The 24,327-nt window shown below is 62.9% G+C and carries 21 protein-coding genes and 1 tRNA gene; 13 read left to right on the plus strand and 9 right to left on the minus strand.

Translation table 11 applies throughout. The features are described from left to right. The 3 genes from QEN71_RS04695 to QEN71_RS04705 are packed head-to-tail and all read right to left on the minus strand — an operon-like array spanning position 1 to position 2,023. A complete protein-coding gene (locus tag QEN71_RS04695) occupies positions 1-891 on the minus strand; it encodes a cytochrome c oxidase assembly protein (RefSeq protein ID WP_201658151.1) in 891 nt (296 codons plus the stop codon). A gap of 35 nt (positions 892-926) precedes the next feature. Continuing rightward, positions 927-1,406, minus strand: coding sequence for a copper chaperone PCu(A)C (locus tag QEN71_RS04700; protein ID WP_201658148.1), 480 nt, complete (start codon positions 1,404-1,406; stop codon positions 927-929). 17 nt (positions 1,407-1,423) lie between these two features. Continuing rightward, positions 1,424-2,023 carry an SCO family protein gene (locus QEN71_RS04705; protein ID WP_377791337.1) on the minus strand — a complete coding sequence of 200 codons (600 nt, stop codon included), beginning with the start codon at positions 2,021-2,023 and terminating at the stop codon, positions 1,424-1,426. 405 nt (positions 2,024-2,428) lie between these two features. On the opposite strand from QEN71_RS04705, the gene otsB reads away from it, so the two are divergent. Further along, positions 2,429-3,178, plus strand: a complete 750-nt coding sequence (gene otsB / locus QEN71_RS04710; protein WP_201658143.1) for a trehalose-phosphatase — start codon at positions 2,429-2,431, stop codon at positions 3,176-3,178. A 52-nt stretch (positions 3,179-3,230) separates the two neighbouring features. Beyond that, entirely contained in the window at positions 3,231-4,661 is a 1,431-nt protein-coding gene (otsA, locus tag QEN71_RS04715) for an alpha,alpha-trehalose-phosphate synthase (UDP-forming) (RefSeq protein ID WP_201658140.1), read from the plus strand. A gap of 89 nt (positions 4,662-4,750) precedes the next feature. Here otsA and QEN71_RS04720 read toward each other — a convergent pair whose 3' ends face one another. Beyond that, positions 4,751-6,586 carry an ABC transporter ATP-binding protein gene (locus QEN71_RS04720; protein ID WP_201658137.1) on the minus strand — a complete coding sequence of 612 codons (1,836 nt, stop codon included), beginning with the start codon at positions 6,584-6,586 and terminating at the stop codon, positions 4,751-4,753. A gap of 735 nt (positions 6,587-7,321) precedes the next feature. Between QEN71_RS04720 and QEN71_RS04725 the strand changes: the two genes are divergently transcribed. From QEN71_RS04725 to QEN71_RS04735, 3 genes are all read left to right on the plus strand, one after another. Beyond that, the gene (locus tag QEN71_RS04725; RefSeq protein ID WP_201658134.1) at positions 7,322-8,386 is read left to right on the plus strand and encodes a glycosyltransferase family 4 protein; all 1,065 of its coding nucleotides are present in this window, start codon (positions 7,322-7,324) and stop codon (positions 8,384-8,386) included. Between the two features lie 234 nt (positions 8,387-8,620). Continuing rightward, a complete protein-coding gene (locus QEN71_RS04730) occupies positions 8,621-9,469 on the plus strand; it encodes a hypothetical protein (protein ID WP_201658131.1) in 849 nt (282 codons plus the stop codon). Between the two features lie 79 nt (positions 9,470-9,548). Next, positions 9,549-10,007 carry a DUF2214 family protein gene (locus QEN71_RS04735; RefSeq protein WP_201658128.1) on the plus strand — a complete coding sequence of 153 codons (459 nt, stop codon included), beginning with the start codon at positions 9,549-9,551 and terminating at the stop codon, positions 10,005-10,007. 160 nt (positions 10,008-10,167) lie between these two features. Here the strand turns inward: QEN71_RS04735 and QEN71_RS04740 are convergent. The 4 genes from QEN71_RS04740 to QEN71_RS04755 form a co-directional block, all read right to left on the minus strand. Beyond that, positions 10,168-10,242: transfer RNA gene (locus QEN71_RS04740), tRNA-Val, on the minus strand. A 48-nt stretch (positions 10,243-10,290) separates the two neighbouring features. Continuing rightward, the gene (gene dnaQ / locus QEN71_RS04745; RefSeq protein WP_201658125.1) at positions 10,291-11,040 is read right to left on the minus strand and encodes a DNA polymerase III subunit epsilon; all 750 of its coding nucleotides are present in this window, start codon (positions 11,038-11,040) and stop codon (positions 10,291-10,293) included. A 73-nt stretch (positions 11,041-11,113) separates the two neighbouring features. Then, positions 11,114-11,560, minus strand: a complete 447-nt coding sequence (gene rnhA, locus QEN71_RS04750; RefSeq protein ID WP_201658122.1) for a ribonuclease HI — start codon at positions 11,558-11,560, stop codon at positions 11,114-11,116. Continuing rightward, a complete protein-coding gene (locus tag QEN71_RS04755; protein WP_201658119.1) occupies positions 11,557-12,372 on the minus strand; it encodes a class I SAM-dependent methyltransferase in 816 nt (271 codons plus the stop codon). Before QEN71_RS04755 ends, rnhA begins: the two co-directional genes overlap by 4 nt. A 19-nt stretch (positions 12,373-12,391) precedes the next feature. Between QEN71_RS04755 and gloB the strand changes: the two genes are divergently transcribed. The 7 genes from gloB to QEN71_RS04790 all read left to right on the plus strand — a co-directional run bounded on the left by gloB (position 12,392) and on the right by QEN71_RS04790 (position 22,664). Then, positions 12,392-13,195, plus strand: a complete 804-nt coding sequence (gene gloB / locus QEN71_RS04760; RefSeq protein WP_201658116.1) for a hydroxyacylglutathione hydrolase — start codon at positions 12,392-12,394, stop codon at positions 13,193-13,195. Positions 13,196-13,350: 155 nt separating this feature from the next. After that, positions 13,351-15,033, plus strand: a complete 1,683-nt coding sequence (locus QEN71_RS04765; RefSeq protein ID WP_201658113.1) for a transglycosylase SLT domain-containing protein — start codon at positions 13,351-13,353, stop codon at positions 15,031-15,033. A gap of 237 nt (positions 15,034-15,270) precedes the next feature. Then, positions 15,271-16,515, plus strand: coding sequence for an MFS transporter (locus QEN71_RS04770; RefSeq protein WP_201658110.1), 1,245 nt, complete (start codon positions 15,271-15,273; stop codon positions 16,513-16,515). Between the two features lie 452 nt (positions 16,516-16,967). Beyond that, positions 16,968-18,122, plus strand: coding sequence for a glutamine-hydrolyzing carbamoyl-phosphate synthase small subunit (carA, locus tag QEN71_RS04775; RefSeq protein ID WP_201658108.1), 1,155 nt, complete (start codon positions 16,968-16,970; stop codon positions 18,120-18,122). Positions 18,123-18,255: 133 nt separating this feature from the next. Next, complete coding sequence (carB, locus tag QEN71_RS04780) at positions 18,256-21,510, plus strand: carbamoyl-phosphate synthase large subunit (protein ID WP_201658105.1); 3,255 nt, start codon at positions 18,256-18,258, stop codon at positions 21,508-21,510. 151 nt (positions 21,511-21,661) lie between these two features. After that, on the plus strand, positions 21,662-22,138 hold the full coding sequence (greA, locus tag QEN71_RS04785) for a transcription elongation factor GreA (RefSeq protein WP_201658102.1): 477 nt from the start codon (positions 21,662-21,664) through the stop codon (positions 22,136-22,138). Between the two features lie 19 nt (positions 22,139-22,157). Beyond that, complete coding sequence (locus QEN71_RS04790) at positions 22,158-22,664, plus strand: DUF4149 domain-containing protein (RefSeq protein ID WP_201658169.1); 507 nt, start codon at positions 22,158-22,160, stop codon at positions 22,662-22,664. A gap of 136 nt (positions 22,665-22,800) precedes the next feature. Here QEN71_RS04790 and QEN71_RS04795 read toward each other — a convergent pair whose 3' ends face one another. Next, positions 22,801-23,355, minus strand: coding sequence for a YhbY family RNA-binding protein (locus tag QEN71_RS04795; protein WP_201658099.1), 555 nt, complete (start codon positions 23,353-23,355; stop codon positions 22,801-22,803). 251 nt (positions 23,356-23,606) lie between these two features. Here QEN71_RS04795 and QEN71_RS04800 point away from each other — a divergent pair, with 251 nt between their 5' ends. Beyond that, entirely contained in the window at positions 23,607-24,269 is a 663-nt protein-coding gene (locus QEN71_RS04800; protein ID WP_201658096.1) for an RlmE family RNA methyltransferase, read from the plus strand. The last annotated feature ends 58 nt before the right edge of the window (positions 24,270-24,327 follow it).

Raw genomic sequence — 24,327 nt, forward strand, 5'->3', positions numbered from 1 at the left:
TCAATGCTGATTCGCGTGCAGTGCACTCGATGGCGTTGGCTTGCGAGCCGACGTTGTGACGTCCGCACGTTTCTCATCGCGCAGGCGCGTTCGCGCGGACAGTCTCATCCAGTGACGCAGCGCGAGCAGCGCGCCGATCACGCTCATCATCGAACCAGGAATCCATAGCAACAGTCCGCCGATCTGCTGATCGCGCATCGGACTGAGCCAGGTAAAAGCGCGTCCGCAGATCGAATAGACGGGATACAGCTCGCGCGGCGAGAAGAAAATGAACGCGCCGAGCACGATCTGCGGCGGGATCGCCGCGACGACCATCAAGATCCGGCGACCCGGCGAGAGCCGCGCAGGCGGCGCCGGTCGGGAATCGAGCACGAGCCACCAGAACATCAGGCCGTCGATCACCATGCTCCAGTTCATCACGCGATACAGACGCCAGTCGAGCATCGCGACGAAATGAATCGGCGAGAGCAGCCAGAAATAGATTAGTCCAACGAACAGAACGACGGCGACGACGGGATGAAACAGCACGTCGAGCGTTGCACGTACCCAGCGCGTCTGGAGTGCAGGGCGCATATAGCGTTGCCGCCACGCGAACGGAATGCCCGCGCGCATCGCCGCGCCCGGATACGACAGCGCGATGAAAAACGGCCCGAGATGATGCAGCACCAGATGCTGCGCGCGATGCATGAAGAACTCATGCTCGAAGAAATAGTCGAGCCGCGTATGCAGCGCGACGTAGAGCGCCGCGAGCCCAAACCAGAACGACAGTTGCCGCGCCACCGATACCTTCGCCTTGCGCACGCCGCGCGCGAACAGCACGGCGGCGAGCAGTACCGCGATCACCACGGTCGGCGACGGTTCCCAGGGTTCGAGCCAGTAGAGCAGGTTCATCGCGGATAAAGGCGCAAATTCACGCGGCGGTAACGTTACTTGGCAGCCGCAGGCGACTTCACGGCAAACGGCGCATCGAGCGTCTCGCCGTCGGAGAACTTCAGCTTCAGATGAACGGTATCGCCGGGCGCGACCTTATGCTTCGCGTCCTCGAGCATCACGTGATAGCCGCCCGGCGCAATCGATGCCTGACCATGCGCGGGCACTGTCAGCTTGTCGACCATCACCATCTTCTGCGTCGAGCCGTTCGATACCGTCTGATGGAGCATCGCGCTGCCGTAGTCGGCGCTCGATACGTCGACGAGATCGATCGGCTTGTCGCTCGAATTGGTGAGCGTGACGTAAGCCGCGGCGGGCAGATTGTTCGGCAGCCAGCGGACCCACGCGTTCTGCACGGCGATGGCCTGCTTGCTGTCGGCGGCGTGCGCGGCGATGCTGCCCGTCGCTGTGAAGACGAAAGCGGCAGCGCAAAGCAGCGTGTGAAGCGTCGAAAGCGTTTTGATTCGTTGTGTCATGGTGAACCCGTGAGAAATCAGGATTGGTCTTCGATGATACGGCGCACGTCCTTCGCGATGACGTCGGGCGTGTCGTGATCCGTGGCGAGCAGGCGCGCGTGATTGTGCGCGTCGAAAATATAGACGGCCGAGCTGTGCGTCACTTCGTAGTTGCCGTTCGGCTCGCGCTTCTCCATCTGATACGCGACGCGATAGTGCCGCGCCATGTCCTCGATCTGCGAATCGGTGCCCGTCAGGCCTCGCGCATGCTGCGCATCGAATGCGCCGACGTAGTCGTGCAGTGCCTTGGGCGTGTCGCGTGCAGGATCGACGCTGACGAACAGGATGCGCACCTTCTGCGCGTCCGGCCCGAGTTTGTCGATGACCTGCATCAGACGTCCCATCGTCTCGGGGCAGACGTCGGGACAATGCGTGTAGCCGAAGTAGACGAGCGACGCGCGCCCTTTGAGCGAATCCGCCGCCACGGGCTTGCCATCGTCGCCCGTCAGCGTGAAATCGAGGTCGGGCAGATGGCCGCTGACGTCCGTCAGTTGCCACGGCTCGCTGTGTTGCGAGCATCCCGCGCCGCCGAGCGCGACGCACAGACCGATACCCAGCGCCGTGAGGCGCCGTCGCAGGCAAGCGTGTGGGGCGAGGGAACGCAAGTGGAACACCAGTGCTTTCGGGAACAAAGGCAGTGTCGACGACTCGATTCAGGACGGAACGCAAACTGCGCGCCGCGATGGGTCAAACCGGATGTCGCGCGACGTTATTCCATGGCGCGCGCCGTTGCGACTCTATCGCAATTTGCTGCGCGTCGTTGTACCGTGGGCTTTTGAGGCGGAAAGCGAGTCAATATGCCGCAGCGCGTTGAAAGGCGGCTGTAGCGGGATTGTGCGGAATTTGCATTCCGTTCCGTCGACGGGCGACCCGAATCGCCCGCCCGCGCTGGGCGAAAACTTACTTTCTCGAAAAAACGACCGATGCGCGGTAAGATGCGCACACTTTTCCGGCTGCAAGCGGCTGAGAGGCAACGTACACCGATGCAAGCACTTCCCGCTTTTCTGTCTCCGACCGAGACAGCGTTTTTCTTCGATTTCGACGGCACGCTCGTCGATCTGGCACCGACACCCGACGGCGTGCTCGTGCAGCCCGAGGCGATCGCCTTGCTCGCCGAGCTGCGGCGTCTGACGAACGGCGCGGTGGCAATCGTGTCGGGGCGGGGCATCGAGAGCATTGACCAGTTTCTCGGTATGCCGGATATGCCCATCGCGGGCCTGCACGGCGCCGAACGGCGCGATGCGAACGGCGACACGCAGCGCATCGGCTTCAACGACGAGCGGCTGCTGCGCATGGAGCAGATTCTCGCCGACGTCGTCAACGCGAATCCCGGCATGCTGCTCGAAATCAAGGGCGCGGCGCTCGCGCTGCACTATCGCAATGCGCCCGACCGCGAGCCGGTAGCGCGCGAGGCGACGACGCGTCTGGTTGCCGACTATCCCGATGCCTATGTGCTGCAGCCGGGCAAGATGGTCTACGAGATCAAACCGAAGGACGTCGATAAAGGCCGCGCGCTGCGCGCGTTTCTCGACGAGCCGCCGTTCACAGGCCGCACGCCTATCTTCGCCGGCGACGATCTCACCGACGAAAAAGGCTTCGCGGTCGTCAACGATCATGGCGGCCTGTCGATCAAGGTCGGCGCCGGCGACACGATCGCGCGCTCGCGCATCGGCTCGGTGAGCGCGCTGCTCGCGTGGCTGTCGGAAATCGTCGCGGCAGCGCGCAGCGCATGACGACGCCTGTTCATCTGCGCCTCGCCTTCATTCAGCACGGAAATCACGCCACATGAGCCGATTGATCATCGTATCGAACCGCGTCGCGCCGATCTCGGAAGGCGGCCCGGCGGCGGGCGGCCTGGCCGTCGGCGTGTACGACGCATTGAAGGAAACGGGCGGCATGTGGTTCGGCTGGAGCGGCGATGTGCTCGGCTCGGGCCAGCCGCAGATGAAGGTCGAAGAGCGCGGCCCCGTGACGTTCGCGACCATCGGTCTCGTGCGCCGCGACTACGACCAGTACTACCGCGGCTTCTCGAACGCGACGCTGTGGCCCGCGTTCCACTATCGGCCGGATCTGCTGCAGTTCGACCGGCACGATTTCGAAGGCTATTGCCGCGTGAACACGTGGCTCGCGCAGCAGCTGGTGCCGCTGCTGCGCGAAGACGATGTGATCTGGGTTCACGACTATCACCTGATTCCGTTCGCGCAGGCGCTGCGCGCGGCGGGCGTGAAGAACCGCATCGGCTTCTTCCTGCACATCCCGTTTCCGGCGGCGCAGGTGCTGCTGGCCGTGCCGCCGCATCGCGCGCTCGTCGAAGCGCTCTGTTCGTTCGATCTGCTCGGCTTCCAGACGAAGCCCGATCTGCGCGCGTTCTGCGATTACATCGTCAACGAGGCGGATGGCTCCGTCGAAGCAACGACGCATGTACAAACGCCGACGGTCGTGCACGCATTCGGCCGCACGCTGCGCGCGGCGGCGTATCCGATCGGGGTGTATCCGGACGAGATCGCCGAACTGGCGAAAGCGGGCGAGAGCGACAAGCCTGTGCGCACGATCGAGGCGACGCTGCACGCGCGCAAGCTGATCATGAGCGTGGACCGCCTCGATTACTCGAAGGGATTGGTCGAGCGTTTTCGCGCGTTCGAGCGGCTGCTGGAACATTCGCCTTCGTATCGCGACAAGGTGTCGTTCCTGCAGATTGCGCCGCCGACGCGTTCCGATCTGCACGCATATCAGGAAATCCGTCTGCAGCTGGAAGGCGAGTCGGGGCGCATCAACGGGCGCTTCGCGGAACTCGACTGGACGCCGATCCGCTATATCCATCGACAGTACGAGCGGCCCGTGCTCGCTGCACTGTTCCGCACCGCGCACGTGGGTTATGTGACGCCGCTGCGCGACGGCATGAATCTCGTCGCGAAAGAGTATGTGTCGGCGCAGGACCCCGAAGATCCCGGCGTGCTGGTGCTGTCGCGCTTCGCGGGAGCCGCGCAGGAGCTGACGGGCGCGCTGATCGTCAATCCCGTCGACATCGACGGCATGGCCGATGCGCTCGGCACGGCGCTGTCGATGCAACTCGCTGAACGCAAGGCGCGCTACGTCGACATGATGGCGCAGCTACGCGAGAACAACGTGTCGGTGTGGCGCGACAACTTCATGCGCGACTTGCAGCGTATGCCCGATGCGTCTGCACAGTCGGTGAAGGAAACTGCGGAAGGGTGAAAATCCTACGCGCACGCCGATAAAAAAAGCCGCTTCGATTTCGAAGCGGCTTTTTTGTTTGCCGACGCGTTCAGGCCGGAGCCAACACGTTACGCGACGTGCTGTTCGTCGAGCTTCTTGCCTCCGACGTGCAGCGTCGAATGCTTGCCGAACTGCTTGGAGAGCAGATCGCGATACAGACCCGGACGATTGCGCAATTCTTCGGGGCTGCCGTCGTCGATAACCTTGCCCGCGCTCATCACGATGATGCGATCGAAGTTGTGCAGCGTCGACAGACGGTGCGCGATCGCGATCACCGTGCGGCCGACCATCAGCCGGTCGAGCGCCTTCTGGATCGCTTCCTCGGAGGCGCTATCGAGCGCGGAGGTTGCTTCGTCGAGCAGCAGGATCGGCGCGTTCTTGAGGATCGCGCGCGCGATTGCGATGCGCTGGCGCTGACCGCCCGACAGCTTCACGCCGCGATCGCCGACGATCGTATCGAAACCTTCCGGCATCGCTTCGATGAAGTCCGTGCAGCGGGCGTCGCGCGCGGCGGCGAGGACTTCGTCGCGCGTCGCTTCAGGACGTCCGTAGGCGATGTTCTCGTAGACGGTACGGTGCAGCAGCGAAATGTCCTGCGGCACCAGCGCGATCGTGTGACGCAGGCTGTCCTGCGTGATGGTGCCGATGTCCTGGCCGTCGATCAGGATGCGTCCACCCTGCGTTTCGTAGAAGCGTTGCAGCAGCGCGAGCACGGTCGACTTGCCCGCGCCCGACTTGCCGATCAGGCCGACGCGCTGGCCGGCGGGAATGTCGAGATCAAAGTGATCGAGAATCGCGCGGCGTTTCGGATACGCGAACGTGACTTTGTCGAACGTGACGCGGCCGCCTTGCGGCACGAGTTCCGTGGCGTCATTGCGATCGGGCATGCCGTGCGGCTCGAGCAGCGTCTTCACGGCTTCGGCGAGACGCGCAACGTGCTGCGTCACGTCGACGAGCGCGACGGCCAGATCGCGCGTGCCGTGCAGGATCGTGAAGCCGAGCGAGCTGACCAGCACGATATCGCCGGACGTCGCCTTGCCTTGATCCCACAGCCACAGCGCCCAGCCGAGCAGACCCGCCGACAGCAGCGCCGTGATGACGGCGTGCAACAGACGCAGCTTTTCGAGGTACAGCAGGCTTTGCTGGCGCGCGACCATCTCCGACTTCACGGTCGCGCTGAAACGCTTCTGCTCGCGAAACGTCATGCCGAACGCGCGCACGAGGCCCATGTTGCCGATCACGTCGACGAGTTCGCCGTCGACAGCGGCCGCCCTGGTCGCGAAGTTGTGGTGACGCGCGGAACCGCGGCCCGCGAGCTTGAACAGCACGACGGAGAGAATCGCCGAGCAGGACAGCAGGCCGAGCGCCATCAGCGGATTGACGGTGATGATCATCACGATCGCGCCCGCGACCGCGATGCAGGGCGGCAACACGTTCCACGCAGTCGTGTTTTCGGCCGTGTAGACGGCGTTCGAGGTTGCCGTGATCCGGCTGGCCAGCGTGCCCGGCTGCTTCTCCGCGTAATAGGTCGGCGAATGGCCCGTCAGGTACTGGAAGAGATCCTTGCGCAAGTCGCCCGTGACGGCCACGAACGTATGCGCGGCGACCCAGCCGCCGACACGCCATAGCAGGTTATCGGCCGCAATCAGGCCGACGAGGATCGCGAATGCGCCCCATAGCGGCCCCGGATGATGACGGCCTGCGCCCAGTACGTCGATCAGATGCTTGATCGCGTACTGCGAAGCGAGTGCACAGCCCACGGCCGCGAATACGCTGCCCAGCACGATCAGATGAGCGACCGGATGGCGGCGAATAAAGCGGAAGAGGAACGCAAGCGGCCGGTTCGCATAGCTCGCGAGCTTTGCGTTATGGGCGTTTCGCTGGGCAATGGTCAGATGTTCCAATTGTTCGTTTGATCGGTCGGTTTGAGACGGTCTGAATCGGGTTCAGGTCGTGCAACGGTTGTGCCTGGGAACGGCCCGTAACACCAGCGTAGGACTCGCATTGTAAACATGCAAAAGCCATTTCGCATGGCGGGACGGCCAATGAGGGCGCGATTATTTTCGCGACACGATGCCGGTAAGGTTTCCACGCTTGACCCGCGTCGGGCCAAGTGGTTCACGCCAAAGGCGTGTTTTTTCAGGATATAATTACAGATTGCATACGCAGCCGGCGCAATCCAGACCGACAGATCGGTCTTACAAGCGCAGTCAGGTTCTCGGACCGTCGACAATCGGCTTGTGGCGCCAGCGCCCGATGCAGGGTTCCCAATGTAGAACGCCTTGAGAAAACAAGGGTTTGCAGAGTGTTTCGCGTTTGTAACAACGTAAAGACTTTGAAATGTGGGAGCCGGTCCGCCATGCAGGCATTGATAATGCGTGCTCGGTCGCGTCAGGAAATATCTGACAGTTTGTCAACGTCCGTTCATCAGCCGCGTTTACGGCATGAGCACAGTCTTTGACATTGACCCAAGCTGGCGCCTTACCAAGCGATCCATCGCAGGAATTTCTCGAAAGAATCAGGCTCGTGCCGGTGCGGCTTCAAGCTGCATGCCGAACCGAGCGCCCTGGCGAGCAAGCGAAGTCGCTTTTTCCAAACTGCAGTCTTTTTGCCTGATTTTTTACGAGGAGTTTTCCACTATGCGAATCGCTCAAATCGCTCCCTTGCACGAGGCGGTTCCTCCCAAGCTCTATGGCGGAACGGAACGCGTCGTGTCCTACCTGACGGAAGCGCTGGTCGAGTTGGGACATGACGTAACGCTCTTTGCGAGTGGCGATTCGCAAACCTCGGCGAAGCTTGAAGCCTTCTGGCCGCAAGCTTTGCGTCTTGACCCGACGATCCGCGACGTGATGGCGCCGCACATGCTGCTGCTCGAAGAAGTGCGCCGCCGTGCGGAAGAGTTCGACGTGCTGCATTTCCACATCGACTACTACCCGTTCTCGCTGTTCGCGCGCCAGCCGGTGCCGTTCCTGACGACGATGCACGGCCGTCTCGACCTGCCCGAACTGCAGCCCGTGTTCAACACGTTCAGCGACGTGCCCGTCGTATCGATCTCGGACAACCAGCGTCAGCCGCTGCAACAGGCCAACTGGCTGTCGACCGTGTATCACGGTCTGCCGGAAAACGTCCTCACGCCGATCCCCAACGTCGAACCGGGCTACCTCGCATTCCTCGGCCGCGTGTCGCCGGAGAAGGGTCTCGACCGCGCGATCCGCATCGCCGGCCAGGCAGGCATGAAGCTGAAGGTCGCTGCAAAGATCGACAAGGCCGACCGCGCCTACTACGAAGAAGTGATCAAGCCGCTGATGGCGCTGCCGCACGTCGAGTACATCGGCGAAATCGGCGAAGCCGAAAAGCGTGAGTTCCTCGGCAACGCGCATGCGCTGGTGTTCCCGATCGACTGGCCGGAGCCCTTCGGTCTGGTGATGATCGAAGCAATGGCTTGCGGCACGCCCGTGATCGCGTTCAAGCGCGGCTCGGTGCCGGAAGTGATCGAGAACGGCGTGTCGGGCTTTGTCGTCGAAGACGAAATCAGCGCGGTCGCAGCCCTCAAGCGTCTGGACCAACTGCCGCGCGCAGGCGTCCGCAAGGCGTTCGAAGAACGCTTCTCGTCGAAGGTGATGGCGCAGAACTACCTGAACACGTACGAAGAACTGCTGCGCGCGAAGCGCCGCACGGTGCTGCGCGAAGTCAACGCAGGCTGATCTTTTCATCGAAGACTGCGCCCCCGGCGCGGTCGCTACGATGTCCCGGCAACGCCCCGCATGTGTCGAACATGCGGGGCGTTGTTGCATTTGCGCAGCACGTCGACGTGAATGGCGCGCGGAATGCGCGGAAAGTGTGTTTTCGCGGTCCGGCAACCGTGAGACGAATCCGTAATATCCCTATAATGGCCGTGCCGCAAATCCGGCGCAGCCGGTCCATACGAGGAGATTGCTTTGGCGAGAACGAAACAGATGCGTGCGAGCGCGGCGCCCGGCGCCGGCACGATGTTCGCGCTTCGCGCCATTGGTCTCGTGATCCTGGCTCGTTGGGTATTCTCGATGGGCGAGATGGACCCGCTTACCGCGCTGCAGGCGATGGCCTCGTCGCCGTGGGCGTGCATAAACCTCGTCTTCCTGTTTCTGCTGATCTTCCTGCCTGGCGCGAAAGCGCGTGCCGAGCGGCCGTTTCATCCGTTGCCGCAGTGGCTGCGTCAGGCGCTGCGTCTGTTCGCTTTCCTCTGTCTGCTGTTCGCGGTCTGGTCCGTCGGAGCGTTCGTCTGGGCGGCCGGCTGGCGCCGTGCGTTCAACGCCGTCGCGGCGACGAACGGCTGGCTGATCGCCGCGCCGACGCTGTACGCCGTCGTCGTATGGATCTGCCGACCGCGCGCGCTGTGGCGCACGAATACCGCGGCGCGCCGCTTTGCGATCGGCCGGTTCGCCATTTCGATCGATGCCGTCACGCGCACGGCTGTCGTCTGGGCCGAAAGCCGCAAGCTCGGTCAGTACGATGCGCGCGAACTGTCGCTGCGCTGGCAGGAGGGGGCGCAGCGCGCGGCGGGCATCGCTCGTGCCGTCGATCTGTCGGGTGCGCAACCGGCAACCGTGCCGCCCATTTCGAACGGTCATGCAACATTGGAGCGCGCCGGCGTCGGCGGCTTGCTGCGGCGTCCGAAAGTCGAACTGATGTGGGATTCGCCTGCCGCCGCCGGCCATAACCGGCAGACGGTGTTCAGGACGCCGCTTTCGACGGAAGGCGATCGCGTGGCAGCGCGTGCCCTGGACGCGAATCTGCGGCAGGCCTGAGTTTCTCCGGGCGCAGCACGCGCGCCCGTTTCCCTTCGCTGCGAAACACCGACCGCTTTCATCGATCATGGAGAAGTCCATGCTGATCCGCTGGTTGCTGGCCGCTGTCCATCTGCTCGGTTACGGTTTCGCGCTCGCGGCGATTATCGGGCGCACGCGTGGACTGCGTCGTCTCAGGAGTCCGGGCGACTTGCCACGCGTGTTTCTCGCGGACAACGTCTGGGGCATCACGGCCGTCATCCTGATTGTCACGGGTTTGATGCGCGTGTTCGGAGGCTTCGAGAAGGGCGCCGACTATTATCTGCACGAGCCGCTGTTTCATTTGAAGATGGCGGCGCTCGTGCTGATCCTGATCTTCGAGATCGCGCCGATGATGTCGCTGATCCGCTGGCGCATCGCCGTGAGAAATGGTGAGACGCCGGATATCTCGCGCGCTGGTAAGTTCGCGCGCATTGGTCACTGGCAGTCGATTCTGCTCGTCGTGATGGTGTTCGCCGCGTCGGGGATGGCGCGTGGGATTGGAGCGGGCGCGTCGTGAGCGAAGGGCTTCGCGCGCAGCGCACGCGCGTACATGTGTGATTGCACGTGCAACGATCGAGCAAGCCGTCAAAGCTCAAGCCGCACGCTAAAGCGATGAAACGGAGCCGGAAAAGAAAAAGGCCCGACCGTTTCCGTCCGGGCCTTCTTTTCTTCGAATTTGGTGGGTAGTACTGGGATCGAACCAGTGACCCCTGCCGTGTGAAGGCAGTGCTCTACCGCTGAGCTAACCACCCGAAGAGCTGTGCATTATGTCAGCTCTTTTAGACTTCGACAAGTACTTTTTAAGCAATTTGCGCATCGGCGTTTGCGGACGCATTTTCGGCGACTGGTTGCGTGCGCCACACGCTCGTTCCCTTCAACGCTTTGTCCAGACCATCGAGCAACGCTTCATGCTCGGAGAGCTCATCGTCCGATGCGGCCAGCACGACGAGTTCGAGCGTGTCGAGCTTCACGCGCTGCGTGCCGCCCGCTTCGCCGCCGGCCGCTTCGCCGATCATGTCGATCACGAGGCTTTCCTGGCCGCGCGTCATCGCGAGGTACACCTCGGCGAGCAGTTCCGAGTCGAGCAACGCGCCGTGCAGCGTGCGGTGCGCGTTGCTGATGCCGAAGCGGTCGCACAGCGCGTCGAGCGAATTGCGCTTGCCTGGGAACATCGACTTCGCGCGCACCAGCGTGTCGATCACCTCGCCGCAATGTTTCGAGAAGGGCGGCAGGCCGAGCAGCGCGAACTCGGCGTCGAGAAAGCCGATATCGAAAGGCGCGTTGTGGATGATGAGTTCCGCGTCCTGCAGGAAGTCGCGCAGCTCGTTGGCGATTTCGGCGAACTTGGGTTTGTCGCTCAGGAATTCCGTCGTCAGGCCGTGGACGGCCAGTGCGCCCGGATCGCTGTCGCGCTCCGGGTTCACATAGAAGTGCAGGTTGTTGCCCGTCAGCCGGCGGTTCACCAGCTCGACGCAGCCGATTTCGATAATGCGGTCGCCCGTTCTCGCGTTCAGTCCTGTCGTTTCCGTATCGAGGATGATTTGGCGCATGTCGGTGTTGCCTGCCTGTGTTGATGCGTGAGAAGAAAGGGGTGCTCGTTGCGGCCGGGCCGCGCGAATCCCGTCAGAGATCCGCCAGCGATGCTACGCCGCGATTCGCGAGCGCATCCGCGCGCTCGTTCTCCGGATGGCCCGCGTGACCTTTGACCCAGCGCCACTCCAGTTCATGCTGCTGCGTGAGCGCGTCGAGTCGCTTCCAGAGGTCGGCGTTCTTGACGGGCGCCTTGGCGGCCGTCACCCAGCCTTTTTTCTTCCAGCCGTGAATCCATTCGCTGATGCCTTTCTGCACATATTGCGAATCGGTGTGCACGACCGCCTTGCACGGACGCTTCAGTGCTTCGAGCGCGGCGATCACGGCCATCAGTTCCATCCGGTTGTTGGTCGTGTTCGCTTCGCCGCCGAACAGTTCTTTTTCCTGCGTGCCGTAGCGCAACAGCGCGCCCCAGCCGCCGGGGCCGGGATTACCTTTGCAGGCACCGTCGGTGAAGATTTCGATCAGATCAGAACTCATTGGGTCTTGTTGCGGGTATTGGGTGTGGCGGCGGGCGCGAGGCCGGCGGCCAGCACGGGTTTCTTCACTTTCAGCGGTCCGACGAGGCGCATGCCGCGCACGCGCTTGATCGCCGTGACCATGTAGACGGCGCCGAAGATCGGCCACCAGCGGTCGCCCGCGGCTTCCATGAACTGATAGCGGGACAGCCATTTTTCGCCGACGAGGGGCGGACGATAGCAGCCGAAGCGTCCGCGTTCAAGGTCGAAACCGAGCAGCTTGATCCAGTCTTTCAGGCGGGTGAACGCGATCAGGTCATGCGCGGCGGGCACGAACGGCTTTCCCGCGACCTTGCCGACCGATTGCCGCGCGCCCCACAGCGACAGCGAATTGAAGCCGAGGATGATCAGCTGGCCTTCGGGCATCAGCACTCGCTCGGCTTCGCGCAACAGCCGGTGCGGATCGCGTGTGAATTCGAGCGTGTGAGGCATCACGATCAGATCGACGCTCTGCGCCTCGAACGGCAAGTCGAGCAGGTCGCACCAGACGGCGCTGCGTCCAGCCGGCGCATGACGCTCGGGCAGGCCGCCCGCGACGCCGCGCGGGAACGTGTACGGTGCACTCGCGCCGCTCTCGGCATCGAGCACGAGACCGCGGCACGGCATGCGGTTTTCGCGCAGCGCGTCGAGTTGCGGCAGGCCCAGTTGCAGCGCGTGATAGCCGAAGACGTCGGACACGACGCGGTCGAGCTGCGCCTGCTCCCACTCCAGCACATAGCGTCCGGGCGGGGAGGTGGTCCAGGCAGGCCAGTCTATAATCGATCGGTCAGACATGTTGAAGAATGCGTCGCCTATGAATTCGCTCGAGTACGTGCCCGTCCCGGCGTTTGATGACAATTACATCTGGGTCGTGTCGGATGGCCATCATGCCGTCGTCGTCGATCCGGGCGACGCCGCCCCGGTGAAGGCGTATCTGTCAGAACGGGGATGGCGGCTGAGCGCTATTTTACTCACGCACCATCACGCCGACCACGTCGGCGGAGTGGCCGATCTGCTGAATGGCCAGGATGTGCCTCGGGATTTACCCGTCTATGGGCCCGCCGGCGAGACGATTCCCTGGCTGACGGTGCGTCTCCAGCAAGGCGACACGGTGCACATCGCTGCACCTTCGCTCGATTTCACGATCCTCGACGTGCCCGGTCATACGAGCGGCCATATCGCGTACTTCCAGGCCGCCGATCTGCGCGGCACGCCGCACGTGTTTTGCGGCGACACGCTGTTCGCCTGTGGCTGCGGCCGGCTGTTCGAAGGGACGCCCGCCCAGATGCTGACCTCGCTGGACTCGCTCGCCGCGTTGCCCGGCGATACGGAAGTTCACTGCGCGCACGAGTACACGCTGTCGAATATCCGCTTCGCGCTTGCCTGCGAGCCGGACAACGCAAAGCTGCAAGCCTGGCGCGACGAAGCGACTGCGCTGCGCGCGCGCCAGGTCCCGACGCTGCCCACCACGATCGCCCATGAACGCGCCGTCAACCCGTTCCTGCGCGCGGGCGAGGCGTCCGTGCAGGCGGCGCTCGCGGACCAGTTGCATGAATCGGTGCCGGACCGGCTGGCCGCTTTCACATTGATGCGGGAGTGGAAGAACAGGTTCCGCTAACCGCTCGGAGCATGGGGGCATGCTCATCCGAATCGTAGAAAGAAACGCCAAGCCTAGGATTTCGCAGACTTTTTCACATCTTTCTGATTGACGGAAACGGCGCACTTTCGTACTATCGGCTGCAAATTCCAGCCCCTTTGGAAGCCGAGACGTTCATGAGATTTATCTTTTGCGCGTTGTTGGTCCTGACGCTCGCCGCCTGCGCGAGCCAGGGACCTACGACGACTAGCCTTTCCACTGCTTCCAATCCTGCTAACCAGCAAGCCGTAGCCGACGCCCTTCGCAAGACAGCCACCGCCAAAGAAACCATCAACGTCGACCAGGGTTCCGTCGATCAGTTGACGAGTCAGGACAGTGATCTCTGGGGCCGTATCCGCCGTGGTTTTCAGATGCCTGACCTGCAGAGCGACCTCGTCGACATGCAGGCGAACTGGTACGCGCAGCGCCCGGACTACGTCCAGCGCATGACCGAACGGTCGCAGAAGTACCTGTATCACATCGTCGAAGAACTCGAAGCGCGCCATATGCCGACGGAGCTGGCGCTGTTGCCGTTCATCGAATCCGCGTACAACCCGCAGGCGCTGTCGGTCGCGAAGGCAGCGGGCATGTGGCAGTTCGTGCCGGGCACGGGTCGCACGTACAACCTCAAGCAGAACATGTGGCAGGACGAGCGCCGCGACGTGCTCGCGTCGACCAGCGCCGCGCTCGACTATCTGTCGCGTCTGCACGATATGTTCGGCGACTGGTATCTGGCGCTCGCCGCGTACAACTGGGGTGAGGGCAACGTGCAGCGCGCCATCGCGCGTAACGAGGCAGCCGGTCTTCCGACGGACTACCAGAGCCTGCGCATGCCGATGGAAACGCGCAACTACGTGCCCAAGCTGCAGGCGGTCAAGAACATTGTGACGAACCCGCAGGTCTTCGGGCTCACGCTGCCGTCCATTCCGAATCACCCGTACTTCGTGACGGTGACGACGTCGCACGACATCGACGTCGACACGGCGGCGAAGCTCGCGAACATGACGCCCGACGAATTCCGCTCGCTGAATCCGTCGTTCAAGAAGCCGGTCATTCTTGGCGCGACGCAGCCGCAGATTCTGTTGCCGTTCGACAACGCTAGCGCCTTCGAACGCAATCTGAAGTCGTACACGGGTTCGCTGTCGTCGTGGACGACCTACACGGTCACCGAGCGCAGCCGTCCCGCCGCGATCGCCGAAAAGATCGGTGTCGACGCCGACACGCTGATGGCCGTGAACAAGATTCCGGCGGGCATGCGTCTGAAGCCGGGCTCGACGATCGTCGTGCCGCGCGCCGATGACGACGACGAAGACATCAGCGCGGACGTCGCCGAAGGTGCCGTGCTCGCGATGGAGCCGGACGTGCCCGACACGCGCAAGATGCTGATTCGCGTGCGCCGCAAGCAGTCGATGGCGCTGCTCGCCGATCGCTACGATGTCTCGATCGGTCAGTTGAAGGCGTGGAACCGGACGAAGCGCGACATGGTGATGCCGGGGCAGGTCGTCGTGCTGCACGTGCCCGTCGGCAAGGCAATGCCGAGCGAGCCGGGTCCGCAGAAGCTGGCGACGGTCCCCGTCGGTGGCGGCGTAGAGAAGGCGAGCGCTCAGGTCGCAGACACCCGTTCCGAATCGCGCTACGATAAGAAACGAGGCCGCGGCCACTCGGGCGTGGTGAAAGTGTCGGAACCGGTCGAGAAGGCCAAGCCTGCTGCCGCAAAAGGCAAGGTGACGAAGGTTTCGACGGAAGCGGCCGGCAAGGCGTCGAAGGCCGATTCCGGTAGCCGCCATAAGGTATCGGCCAACGCGAAGAAGGGCAAGTAAACAACAGCGGCTGTCCCGAGGATGACCGAACATGCGTTGCGGGGGCAGCGCATGAAGTGCGCTCCGATCTTTCCTCGATTTCCAGAACGCCGTCACTTCACGTGACGGCGTTTTTCATTTCCGGCTTCGTTTTTCCGCTGACGTTCTCCGTACGCGAGACGCGGTCTTGGCGCCACGATGGACACGATTCCGTTATCGTTCACCCTCGTGCCCGCCGGGCCTTCCTGCCGATGCCCCATGTTCTCGACGCCGCTCCGTGTCTTCCTGCTGTTCTCCGCCGGTTACTTCGTCTCGTACGTCTTTCGCGGCGTGAATCTCGGTTTTGCGCCGCTGATCACCCATGAACTCGGCTTGTCGGCTGCCGATCTCGGTCTCCTGACCAGTCTCTACTTTCTCGGTTTCGCGGGCGCGCAGTTGCCTGCCGGCGTCCTGCTAGACCACTACGGTTCGCGGCGTGTGACGGCGGGCATGCTGCTGTTCGCCGCGGCCGGCATCGGCGTGTTCGGCGCGGCGCACGGCGTCGGCATGATGATGGTGGGGCGGCTGCTGATCGGCGTCGGTGTGTCGGTGTGCCTCGGCGGCGCGTTCAAGGCGCTCGCGCAGCATTTTCCGGCGGCGCGTCTGCCGCTGATCAACGGCCTGGTGATGGCTGTCGGCGGTCTGGGCGGTGTCGTGGTCGGCTCGCCGTTGACCTGGGTGCTGACCTTCGCGAGCTGGCGTGCCGTCTGTTTTGCGCTCGTCGTCCTGACGATCGTGGTCGCAGCGATGCTCTGGGTATTCGCGCCCGAAAAGCAGGAGACGCGTCATCAGGCCAACCTCGTCGGCCAGTTCAAGGGTACGTGGCACATCCTGCGCAGCGCGGCGTTCTGGAAGATCGCGTCGTTCTCGGTCGTCACGCAAGGCGTCTTTTACGCGATGCAGTCGCTGTGGGTCGGCGCCTGGCTGCGCGACGTGTCGGGTTTCGGATCGCACGAGGCGGCCGCGTTCGTATCCGTGCTGGGTTTCGCGATGATGGCCGGCTGCGTCGGCTTCGGCGCGGCGGCGCGCAGCATGGAGCGGCGCGGGCTGTCGCTGTATGCGTTTTGCGGCGTCGGCATGGCGCTGTTCGTCATCACTCAGTTGCTGATCATGCTGCGCGCGCCGCTGCCGGCGGGATTGCTGTGGGCGGCTTACGGGATTTTCGGCGGCGTCGGGATCCTCAGCTATGCGGTGCTTGCGCGCCACTTTCCTCCGCATCTGATCGGCCGCGCCAATACGACGCTGACGCTGATCATCTTCATGCTGATTTTCGGTTTCCAGATCGGCGTCGGCGCCGTGCTGTCGCGCTGGACGCCCGTCGACGGTCACTATCCGGCCGCCGCGCATCTGACGGCCTGGGGCATTCTCGTCGCGCTGCAGCTGGCGAGCGCGGTCTGGTATGTGCTGCCGAGTCGCGTGCTCGCCAAAGACCCCGCGCGGGTTCACGCCGAGCATCAACCGTAAGTTGACGGGCGTATCCTGATAAGGCGCAAAAGGGCTGTGAAGGTTGTGGTTGCGGCATGCTGGTAGCGCCGCAGTCGCCTGGTCGAACCCTGTTAGCGCAGCGCCGACCCATCTCGGATTTGGAGAGAAGGGTCATTTCAGGCTATAATTTCAAGGTTTGAGCTTATCAACCCGCACCCTAGCGCCTACCTCTCCCACACCGTTCATCCGCCGCGTTTCGTTGTAGTTCCGGTCGTATCTTCGTGAATACTCCGGCTACCGTCGCCAGCGGGCCGCAACCAGCCAGTCCGCCTACACAATGGGCCGACTGCGAACTCCGCGAGGCCCGATGCGATTCCCGCGAACAGCGACAACGCGAGCGAGCCTGCGCGCGCATCCTCAGATGCGCCTGACGCGGCCCGCACGGTCGGATAGACAGGTCGGCAACAGGGTGCTCCCCCAAGGAGTCTCCCGTGTTGCCGTCATTTTCTCCCGCTCTGCTCGCGCTCGCCGACGGCACGGTCTTTCGTGGTTACTCGATCGGCGCGCCCGGTCATACGATCGGTGAAGTCGTCTTCAATACCGCCATCACCGGTTATCAGGAAATCCTGACCGACCCCAGCTACGCGCGCCAGATCGTCACGTTGACGTATCCGCACATCGGCAACGTCGGTGTGAACGCCGAAGACGTCGAAGCTACGAAAGTCCATGCCGCCGGCCTGATCATCCGTGATCTGCCCATTCTCGCGTCGAACTTCCGCATGGAGCGCTCGCTCCCGGACTACCTGAAAGCCGAAGGCGTCGTCGCCATCGCCGGCATCGATACCCGCAAGCTGACGCGCGTGCTGCGCGACAAGGGTGCGCAGAACGGCGCGATTCTCGCAGGCTCGGATGACGAAGCGAAGGCAATCGAACTCGCGCGCTCGTTCCCCGGCCTCGCAGGCATGGACCTCGCGAAGGTCGTGTCGACGCAAAAGCCGTACGAATGGAAGCAGACGGAATGGCGTCTGGGTAGCGGCTACGGCATGCAGAACACGCCGCGCTACCGTGTTGTCGCGTTCGATTACGGCGTGAAGTACAACATCCTGCGCATGCTGGCCGAACGCGGTTGCCACGTGACCGTGCTGCCCGCGCAGTCCACGGCTGCCGATGCGCTCGCGCTCAACCCGGACGGCGTGTTCCTGTCGAACGGCCCCGGCGATCCCGAGCCTTGCGATTACGCGATCGCGGCGACCAAAGAATTCATCGAGCGCGGCATTCCCACGTTTGGCATCTGCCTCGGCCATCAGATCATGGGTCTCGCCGTCGGCGCGAAGACGATGAAGATGAAGACGGGTCACCACGGCGCGAACCATCCTGTGAAGGATCTGGAAGACGGCCGCGTCGTCATCACGTCGCAGAACCACGGCTTCGCGGTCGACGCCGACACGCTGCCTGCTAACGCGAAGGTCACGCATGTGTCGCTGTTCGACGGCACGCTGCAGGGCTTCGCGCTGACGGACAAGCCGGCTTTCTGCTTTCAGGGCCACCCGGAAGCGTCGCCCGGTCCGCACGACATCGCTTATCTGTTCGACCGCTTCACCGCGTTGATGGATCAGGCGAAGGGCAACAAGTCGGCAGCGGCATAAGCGTAGCTCGCGAATAGCGGCGGGAACACGGCGCGCACCGCGACGCCGTTCGGTGGGCCCATCTGGGCAAGACCGAACGGCACACCGCGACGCGCCAACGGTAAGAACTCAGGAATACATTAGCGAGAGCGTTATGCCCAAGCGGACAGACATTAAGAGCATTCTCATCATCGGCGCGGGTCCGATCATCATCGGCCAGGCGTGCGAGTTCGACTACTCGGGCGCGCAGGCGTGCAAGGCGCTGCGTGAAGAAGGCTACAAGGTCATCCTCGTCAACAGCAATCCGGCGACGATCATGACCGACCCGAACACGGCCGACGTCACGTACATCGAGCCGATCACGTGGGAAGTGGTGGAGCGCATCATCGCGAAGGAGCGCCCCGACGCGATCCTGCCGACGATGGGCGGCCAGACCGCGCTGAACTGCGCGCTCGATCTGCATCACCACGGCGTGCTGGAGAAGTACAACGTCGAACTGATCGGCGCATCGCCGGAAGCCATCGACAAGGCCGAAGACCGCCAGAAGTTCAAGGACGCGATGACGAAGATCGGGCTCGGCTCGGCCAAGTCGGGCATCGCGCATTCGATGGACGAAGCGATGGCCGTTCACGCGGAAATCGCGACGTTCACGGGCGGCAGCGGTTATCCCATCGTGATCCGTCCGTCGTTCACGCTCGGCGGTTCGGGCGGCGGCATCGCGTACAACCGCGAAGAATTCGAAGAGATCTGCAAGCGCGGTCTCGATCTGTCGCCGACGCGCGAACTGCTGATCGAAGAATCGCTGCTCGGCTGGAAAGAGTACGAGATGGAGGTCGTCCGCGATAAAAAGGACAACTGCATCATCGTGTGCTCGATTGAAAACCTCGACCCGATGGGTATCCATACGGGCGACTCGATCACCGTCGCACCGGCGCAGACGCTCACCGACAAGGAATACCAGATCCTGCGTAACGCATCGCTCGCGGTGCTGCGCGAGATCGGCGTTGACACGGGCGGCTCGAACGTCCAGTTCTCGATCAACCCCGTCGACGGCCGGATGATCGTGATCGAAATGAACCCGCGCGTGTCGCGTTCGTCGGCGCTCGCGTCGAAGGCGACGGGCTTCCCGATCGCGAAGGTCGCGGCGAAGCTCGCCGTCGGCTACACGCTGGACGAACTCAAGAACGAAATCACGGGCGGCCAGACGCCGGCTTCGTTCGAACCGACCATCGACTACGTTGTCACGAAGATTCCGCGCTTCGCATTCGAGAAATTCCGCGAAGCCGATCCGCGCCTGACCACACAGATGAAGTCGGTCGGCGAAGTGATGGCGATTGGCCGCACGTTCCAGGAGTCGTTCCAGAAGGCGCTGCGCGGTCTCGAAGTCGGCGTCGACGGTCTGGATGAAAAGACCACGAGCCGCGACGAAGTGATCCGCGAGATCGGCGAAGCTGGCCCGGACCGTATCTGGTACGTCGGCGACGCGTTCCGTCTCGGTCTCACGCAACAGGAAATCTTCGAGGAAACGGCAATCGATCCGTGGTTCCTCGCGCAGATCGAAGAGATCATCCGCAAGGAAAAGGCGCTCGAAGGTCGCACGCTCGCGAGCCTCACGAAGGAAGAGCTGCTGTATCTGAAGCAGAGCGGCTTCTCGGATCGCCGCCTCGGCAAATTGCTCGGCGTAAAGGGTCCGGATGTGCGCAAGCGCCGTATCGAACTGAACGTGCGCCCCGTCTACAAGCGCGTCGACACCTGCGCCGCCGAGTTCGCGACGAAGACGGCCTACATGTACTCGACCTACGAGGAAGAGTGCGAAGCCAACCCGACGAACAACAAGAAGATCATGGTGCTGGGCGGCGGCCCGAACCGGATCGGCCAGGGCATCGAGTTCGACTACTGCTGCGTGCACGCCGCGCTCGCGATGCGCGAAGACGGCTACGAAACGATCATGGTCAACTGCAACCCTGAAACCGTTTCGACCGACTACGATACGTCGGACCGTCTGTACTTCGAGCCGCTGACGCTCGAAGACGTGCTCGAAATCGTCGACAAGGAAAAGCCGCTCGGCGTGATCGTCCAGTACGGCGGCCAGACGCCGCTGAAGCTCGCGCTCGATCTCGAAGCGAACGGTGTGCCTATCGTCGGCACGTCGCCGGACATGATCGACGCCGCGGAAGACCGCGAGCGTTTCCAGAAGCTGCTGCAAGACCTGAATCTGCGCCAGCCGCCTAACCGCACCGCGCGTGCGGAAGACGAAGCGCTGAAGCTCGCCGACGAAATCGGCTATCCGCTCGTCGTGCGTCCGTCGTACGTGCTGGGCGGCCGCGCGATGGAAATCGTTCACGAACCGCGCGACCTCGAGCGCTATATGCGTGAGGCCGTGAAGGTATCGAACGATTCGCCCGTGCTGCTCGACCGTTTCCTGAACGACGCAATCGAGTGCGACGTCGACTGTATCTCGGACGGCGACACGGTGTTCATCGGCGGCGTGATGGAGCACATCGAGCAGGCAGGCGTGCACTCGGGCGACTCGGCGTGCTCGCTGCCGCCGTACTCGCTGTCGCAGGAAACCGTCGCTGAACTCAAGCGTCAGACGGGCGCGATGGCGAAGGCGCTGAACGTGATCGGCCTGATGAACGTGCAGTTCGCGATCCAGCAGGTGCCGCAGGCGGACGGCTCGAAGCAGGACATCATCTACGTGCTCGAAGTGAATCCGCGTGCGTCGCGTACGGTGCCGTACGTGTCGAAGGCGACGAGCCTGCCGCTCGCGAAGATCGCGGCGCGCGCGATGGTCGGCCAGAAGCTCGCGCAGCAGGGTGTGACGAAGGAAGTGATTCCGCCGTACTTCAGCGTGAAGGAAGCAGTGTTCCCGTTCGTCAAGTTCCCGGCTGTCGACCCCGTGCTCGGACCGGAAATGCGCTCGACGGGCGAAGTGATGGGCGTTGGCCAAACGTTCGGCGAAGCACTCTTCAAGTCGCAGCTCGCGGCGGGTTCGCGTCTGCCGGAATCGGGGACGGTGCTGTTGACCGTGATGGATGCCGACAAGCCGAAGGCCGTCGAAGTCGCACGCATGTTGCATGAGCTCGGCTATCCGCTCGTCGCGACGAAGGGCACGGCGGCCGCGATCGAAGCGGCGGGTGTTCCCGTGAAGGTCGTGAACAAGGTGAAGGACGGCCGTCCGCACATCGTCGACATGATCAAGAACGGCGAGATCGCGCTGGTCTTCACGACCGTCGACGAAACGCGCGCTGCCATCGCCGATTCGCGCTCGATCCGCATGAGCGCGCAGGCGCAGAAGGTCACGTACTACACGACGATGTCGGGCGCGCGTGCCGCCGTTGAAGGTTTGCGTTATCTGAAGGACCTGGAAGTCTATGATTTACAAGGACTCCACGGTCGCCTAAACTAAGGCTTCAGATTTCTGTCCAAGACGTAAGTGCCGCGGTTAAGCGGCGTCCCAAAGGTGTCAGATCGGGCTTCGTGCCACATTTGCGCACCATGCGGGATGCACTTAACCGCGGTGATTTTTTTTGTGGCTGTTATTTGCCAAAGAGTTGTTTATGAGCACTATTCCATTGACGAAGCGCGGTGCAGATCAGCTGCGCGACGAATTGCAGCGTTTGAAATCGGTTGAGCGTCCTTCGGTCATCAATTCCATCGCGGAAGCGCGTGCCCAAGGCGATCTGTCGGAAAACGCCGAGTACGACGCTGCGAAAGAGAAGCAGGGCTTTATCGAAGGCCGTATCGCCGAGATCGAATCGAAGCTGGCTGCCGCGCAGGTCATCGATCCCTCTGCGCTCGACGCAGACGGCCGCGTCGTGTTTGCCGCGACCGTCGATCTGGAAGATCTGGATTCGGGTAATTCGGTTACCTATCAAATCGTCGGCGACGATGAAGCCGATCTCGAGCACGGCCTGATCTCCGTCAGCTCGCCGATCGCGCGCGCGCTGATCGGCAAGTCAGAAGGCGATGTCGCATCGGTGCAGGCGCCGGGCGGCGTGCGCGAGTACGAAATCATCGCGGTCCGTTATATCTAAGGCGAATCTCGTGTCTTCGATGCCGCATCGTCTGTTCCGCCTGCTGACAGTCGTGTGGGTCGGCAGTCTGCTGACCATCGGCTATGCGGTGGCGCCCGTACTGTTTACATCGCTCGACCGGATGACGGCGGGCGCGGTCGCGGCGCAGCTGTTTCGGATCGAGGGCGTGATCGGCGTGGTGTGCGGCGTGCTGCTGCTCGCGCTGTGCAACGTGCTGGTGCGACGCGGCGGCGACGCGTATCGGCGTCTGCGCTGGCTGATCGCCGGCATGCTGGTGTGTGTGCTGGTCGGCTACTTTGCGTTGCAGCCGTTTATGAATGCGCTGCGCATCGCCGCGCAGGAAGCGGGCACGGATGTCGGCCACTCCGTTTATGCGAGCCGCTTTGGCATGCTGCACGGCGTGTCGAGCGTGTTCTATCTGATTGAAAGCCTGCTGGGTATCGTGCTCGTGTGGAAGTTGCCGGCGGGAGCCGGTATTCCGGTGGAGCAGGGCGCGGGGCGCGTCGCCGGTAGGACAGCCGGGTAACGGCTCGGCGTAATGGCCAGTGGTCCGGGATTGGACTCTCTGACGTCAGCAGCGCGGCAGATCGCCGCATAAAGCAGCGTTTCTCATCGACTGGCGCGGTCCACAGATCAAACAGGTGTTCCGCGCCGTTCTCGTGTTACTTCGACGTCTGATGCGAGCGCTTCGCGCTGGTCTGCCGCTTCTTGGCTCGCTTGATGTTGCCGCCCGCCGTGACGCGCTCGTTGCCGCGCACCAGCATTTTTTGCGCTTTCGGACGGCGCGTCGGATTGTCCGAGGGCTTGACGACCTTCACGACGCGGGGCGCGCGTCCCTTCGACGACGGTTCCTCCGCAGCTTCACGGGCGCTCGGCAGCGCACCGCGTTTAGCCGCGGGTTTTGCGCCAGCCTTCGCTGCCGGAGCGCGTTCGGTCGCGGCCTTTTCCGGCTTCCAGATCACGAGCAGCTTGCCGATATGCTGGATCGGCGCGGCATTCAGGCGATCGCAGATTTCGTCGTAGATCGCGATACGCTCTTCGCGTTCGTCGCCGAACACGCGGATCTTGATCAGCTGATGCGCTTTCAGGTGGACCTTGATTTCGGCCAGCACGGCGTCGGTCAACCCTTCGGCGCCGATGATCACGACCGGCTTGAGCGCGTGAGCCTGAGAGCGCAAATCGGCGCGTTGTTCGGAAGAGATTTTGAGGGCGGGCATGTGAAGTGGAAGACTCGACTAAAATGGCGACGCCTGCGAGCAGGGATCGGTCGATCCGGCCATATGGCAGGCGGCGCGCGAAAAGTTAGAAAACCGCGGACGGCAAATACGACGCTGGCAGAAAGTGCGACGTCGGCGTGGACTGCAAGCAGAACCACAGCGCGGAGCGCGGCCTTTGGCTGCAGCCACGCGAATTAAACGCGTATTATCCGCTAAAAGCGCGGCATCTCGTAGCAAGACTTCAACGTTTAATGGCAAAAAACAAGTTCAACACGTCGTGGCTGCACGACCACATCAACGATCCGTACGTGAAAATGGCGCAGCGGGAGGGTTATCGCGCCCGCGCCGCCTACAAGCTGAAGGAAATCGACGAACAGGACAAGCTGATCCGCGCAGGCCAGGTCATCGTGGATCTCGGCGCGGCGCCCGGCAGCTGGAGCCAGTACGTGCGCAACAAGCTGGCGCACGGCAAGAACCGCGATTCGCAGCGCGAGGGCGGGATCGACGGCACGATCATTGCGCTCGACCTCCTGCCGATGGAGCCGATCGCCGACGTCCATTTCATTCAGGGCGACTTCCGCGAAGACAGTGTTCTCGAACAACTGGAAGAAGTTGTCGGAGACCGCGATGTCGATCTTGTAATTTCGGATATGGCGCCCAACCTGTCAGGAGTGGCGGTGGCGGACGCTGCGCGAATCGAGCATGTGTGCGATCTCGCGCTGGAGTTTTCCCAAAACCACCTGAAACCCGATGGTGCCCTTTTAGTCAAATGCTTTCACGGCAGCGGTTACAGCCAGATTGTCGAAAAGTTCAAGCATCAGTTTAAGACGGTGGCCGCGCGCAAACCGAAGGCGTCCCGGGACAAGTCGTCCGAGACGTTCATTCTCGGGAAGCACCTGAAGCGGCCCCGTTGAACCGGGTGCAGTGATATGTGAGCCCGCATTTCCGGCACGCCGGAAAATAAGAGCGCTG

This window comes from Paraburkholderia sabiae (genome assembly GCF_030412785.1).
Lineage (GTDB): Bacteria > Pseudomonadota > Gammaproteobacteria > Burkholderiales > Burkholderiaceae > Paraburkholderia > Paraburkholderia sabiae.

What these genes read in the sequence shown, in the direction of transcription:
- QEN71_RS04695 (WP_201658151.1), bottom strand. Translation starts at nt 891, where the DNA reads ATGAACCTGCTCTACTGGCTCGAACCCTGGGAACCGTCGCCGACCGTG.
- QEN71_RS04700 (WP_201658148.1), bottom strand. Translation starts at nt 1,406, where the DNA reads ATGACACAACGAATCAAAACGCTTTCGACGCTTCACACGCTGCTTTGC.
- otsB (WP_201658143.1), top strand. Translation starts at nt 2,429, where the DNA reads ATGCAAGCACTTCCCGCTTTTCTGTCTCCGACCGAGACAGCGTTTTTC.
- otsA (WP_201658140.1), top strand. Translation starts at nt 3,231, where the DNA reads ATGAGCCGATTGATCATCGTATCGAACCGCGTCGCGCCGATCTCGGAA.
- QEN71_RS04725 (WP_201658134.1), top strand. Translation starts at nt 7,322, where the DNA reads ATGCGAATCGCTCAAATCGCTCCCTTGCACGAGGCGGTTCCTCCCAAG.
- QEN71_RS04735 (WP_201658128.1), top strand. Translation starts at nt 9,549, where the DNA reads ATGCTGATCCGCTGGTTGCTGGCCGCTGTCCATCTGCTCGGTTACGGT.
- dnaQ (WP_201658125.1), bottom strand. Translation starts at nt 11,040, where the DNA reads ATGCGCCAAATCATCCTCGATACGGAAACGACAGGACTGAACGCGAGA.
- rnhA (WP_201658122.1), bottom strand. Translation starts at nt 11,560, where the DNA reads ATGAGTTCTGATCTGATCGAAATCTTCACCGACGGTGCCTGCAAAGGT.
- QEN71_RS04755 (WP_201658119.1), bottom strand. Translation starts at nt 12,372, where the DNA reads ATGTCTGACCGATCGATTATAGACTGGCCTGCCTGGACCACCTCCCCG.
- gloB (WP_201658116.1), top strand. Translation starts at nt 12,392, where the DNA reads ATGAATTCGCTCGAGTACGTGCCCGTCCCGGCGTTTGATGACAATTAC.
- QEN71_RS04765 (WP_201658113.1), top strand. Translation starts at nt 13,351, where the DNA reads ATGAGATTTATCTTTTGCGCGTTGTTGGTCCTGACGCTCGCCGCCTGC.
- QEN71_RS04770 (WP_201658110.1), top strand. Translation starts at nt 15,271, where the DNA reads ATGTTCTCGACGCCGCTCCGTGTCTTCCTGCTGTTCTCCGCCGGTTAC.
- carB (WP_201658105.1), top strand. Translation starts at nt 18,256, where the DNA reads ATGCCCAAGCGGACAGACATTAAGAGCATTCTCATCATCGGCGCGGGT.
- greA (WP_201658102.1), top strand. Translation starts at nt 21,662, where the DNA reads ATGAGCACTATTCCATTGACGAAGCGCGGTGCAGATCAGCTGCGCGAC.
- QEN71_RS04790 (WP_201658169.1), top strand. Translation starts at nt 22,158, where the DNA reads ATGCCGCATCGTCTGTTCCGCCTGCTGACAGTCGTGTGGGTCGGCAGT.
- QEN71_RS04795 (WP_201658099.1), bottom strand. Translation starts at nt 23,355, where the DNA reads ATGCCCGCCCTCAAAATCTCTTCCGAACAACGCGCCGATTTGCGCTCT.
- QEN71_RS04800 (WP_201658096.1), top strand. Translation starts at nt 23,607, where the DNA reads ATGGCAAAAAACAAGTTCAACACGTCGTGGCTGCACGACCACATCAAC.